Annotated in this window: 1 rRNA gene; it reads left to right on the top strand. The window is 55.7% G+C overall.

Features of this window, described 5'->3' with window-relative positions:
* The first annotated feature begins 91 nt into the window (after positions 1 to 91).
* Positions 92 to 3,019, top strand: a 23S ribosomal RNA gene (locus AV656_RS16010).
* Positions 3,020 to 3,026 lie beyond the last annotated feature (7 nt).

Here is a 3,026-nt window from a genome sequence, read left to right on the forward strand (position 1 = left end):
AGATGTGTATAAGAGACAGGTCTTTTCATGTCCGCATTGCCAGGGATTCGCCCCTGCATGCGGAAAGCCGCAAAGACCTTTGGTCTTTAGAGGTGAAGTTAGGAAGGGCGCACGGTGGATGCCTTGGCACTAGGAGCCGATGAAGGACGGAACGAACACCGATATGCTCCGGGGAGCTGTAAGTGAGCTTAGATCCGGAGATTTCCGAATGGGGAAACCCACTGCCCGTAATGGGGCAGTACGGCTGCGTGAATCCATAGCGCAGTCGGGGCACACCCGGGGAACTGAAACATCTTAGTACCCGGAGGAAGAGAAAGAAAATTCGATTCCCCAAGTAGCGGCGAGCGAAACGGGATTAGCCCAAACCAGGAAGCTTGCTTCCTGGGGTTGTAGGACACTCCTTTGGAGTTACAAAGGGATGCGTGAGGTGAAGCGGCCTGGAAAGGCCCGCCAGAGAGGGTAACAGCCCCGTAACCGAAGCCCATCCCCTCCGGAGTGGATCCTGAGTACGGCGGAACACGTGAAATTCCGTCGGAATCCGGGAGGACCATCTCCCAAGGCTAAATACTCCCTAGTGACCGATAGTGAACCAGTACCGTGAGGGAAAGGTGAAAAGCACCCCGGAAGGGGAGTGAAACAGATCCTGAAACCGTGTGCCTACAAGTAGTCAGAGCCCGTTAATGGGTGATGGCGTGCCTTTTGTAGAATGAACCGGCGAGTTACGGTTCCATGCAAGGTTAAGCCGAGAAGGCGGAGCCGCAGCGAAAGCGAGTCTGAATAGGGCGACACAGTATGGGGCCGTAGACCCGAAACCAGGTGATCTACCCATGTCCAGGGTGAAGGTAAGGTAACACTTACTGGAGGCCCGAACCCACGTATGTTGAAAAATGCGGGGATGAGGTGTGGGTAGCGGTGAAATTCCAATCGAACCTGGAGATAGCTGGTTCTCTCCGAAATAGCTTTAGGGCTAGCCTCAGGCTAGAGAATCCCGGAGGTAGAGCACTGTTTGGATGAGGGGCCCATCCCGGGTTACCGAGTTCAGACAAACTCCGAATGCCGGTGATTTATGCCTGGGAGTCAGACTGCGAGTGATAAGATCCGTAGTCGAGAGGGAAACAGCCCAGACCACCGGTTAAGGTCCCCAAGTGTCTGTTAAGTGGAAAAGGATGTGGCGCTGCCCAGACAACCAGGATGTTGGCTTAGAAGCAGCCATCATTTAAAGAGTGCGTAATAGCTCACTGGTCGAGTGGCGCTGCGCCGAAAATGTACCGGGGCTAAACAGACCACCGAAACCGTGGATTGACACCGTTGGTGTCAGTGGTAGGAGAGCGTTCCAAGGGCGTCGAAGCCAGACCGGAAGGACTGGTGGAGCGCTTGGAAGTGAGAATGCCGGTATGAGTAGCGAAAGACGGGTGAGAATCCCGTCCACCGAATGCCTAAGGTTTCCTGAGGAAGGTTCGTCCGCTCAGGGTCAGTCGGGACCTAAGTCGAGGCCGAAAGGCGTAGACGATGGACAACAGGTTGATATTCCTGTACCGCCTCCCCGCCGTTTGAGTGATGGGGTGACGCAGTAGGATAGGGTGAGCGCGCTGTTGGTTGCGCGTCCAAGCAGTGAGGCGGGGAGTGAGGAAAATCCCACTCCCGTAACGCTGGGCTGTGATGGCAAGGGGTCTGACCCCGGAGTCCCTGATTTCACACTGCCAAGAAAAGCCTCTAACGAGGCGGGAGGCGCCCGTACCGCAAACCGACACAGGTAGGCGAGGAGAGAATCCTAAGGTGATCGAGAGAACTCTCGTTAAGGAACTCGGCAAAATGACCCCGTAACTTCGGGAGAAGGGGTGCTCTATTAGGGTGTTAAAGCCCGAGAGAGCCGCAGTGAATAGGCCCAGGCGACTGTTTAGCAAAAACACAGGTCTCTGCAAAACCGCAAGGTGAAGTATAGGGGCTGACGCCTGCCCGGTGCTGGAAGGTTAAGAGGAGAGGTTAGCGCAAGCGAAGCTTTGAATTGAAGCCCCAGTAAACGGCGGCCGTAACTATAACGGTCCTAAGGTAGCGAAATTCCTTGTCGGGTAAGTTCCGACCCGCACGAAAGGCGTAACGATCTGGGCACTGTCTCAACGAGAGACTCGGTGAAATTATAGTACCTGTGAAGATGCAGGTTACCCGCGACAGGACGGAAAGACCCCGTGGAGCTTTACTGCAGCCTGATATTGAATTCCGGTGCAGCCTGTACAGGATAGGTAGGAGCCGTGGAAACCGGAGCGCCAGCTTCGGTGGAGGCACTGGTGGGATACTACCCTGGCTGTATTGGACTTCTAACCCGTGCCCGTGATCCGGGCAGGGGACCGTGTCAGGCGGGCAGTTTGACTGGGGCGGTCGCCTCCTAAAGAGTAACGGAGGCGCCCAAAGGTTCCCTCAGAATGGTTGGAAATCATTCGCAGAGTGCAAAGGCAGAAGGGAGCTTGACTGCGAGACCTACAAGTCGAGCAGGGTCGAAAGACGGGCTTAGTGATCCGGTGGTTCCGCATGGAAGGGCCATCGCTCAACGGATAAAAGCTACCCCGGGGATAACAGGCTTATCTCCCCCAAGAGTTCACATCGACGGGGAGGTTTGGCACCTCGATGTCGGCTCATCGCATCCTGGGGCTGTAGTCGGTCCCAAGGGTTGGGCTGTTCGCCCATTAAAGCGGTACGCGAGCTGGGTTCAGAACGTCGTGAGACAGTTCGGTCCCTATCCGTCGCGGGCGCAGGAAATTTGAGAGGAGCTGTCCTTAGTACGAGAGGACCGGGATGGACACACCGCTGGTGTACCAGTTGTCCTGCCAAGGGCATCGCTGGGTAGCTATGTGTGGACGGGATAAGTGCTGAAAGCATCTAAGCACGAAGCCCCCCTCAAGATGAGATTTCCCATAGCGCAAGCTAGTAAGATCCCTCGAAGATGACGAGGTGGATAGGTCCGGGGTGGAAGTGTGGCGACACATGGAGCTGACGGATACTAATCGATCGAGGACTTCTCCTCATGGCAC

Source organism: Bhargavaea cecembensis, from assembly GCF_001619585.1.
GTDB classification, from domain to species: Bacteria; Bacillota; Bacilli; order Bacillales_A; family Planococcaceae; genus Bhargavaea; species Bhargavaea cecembensis_A.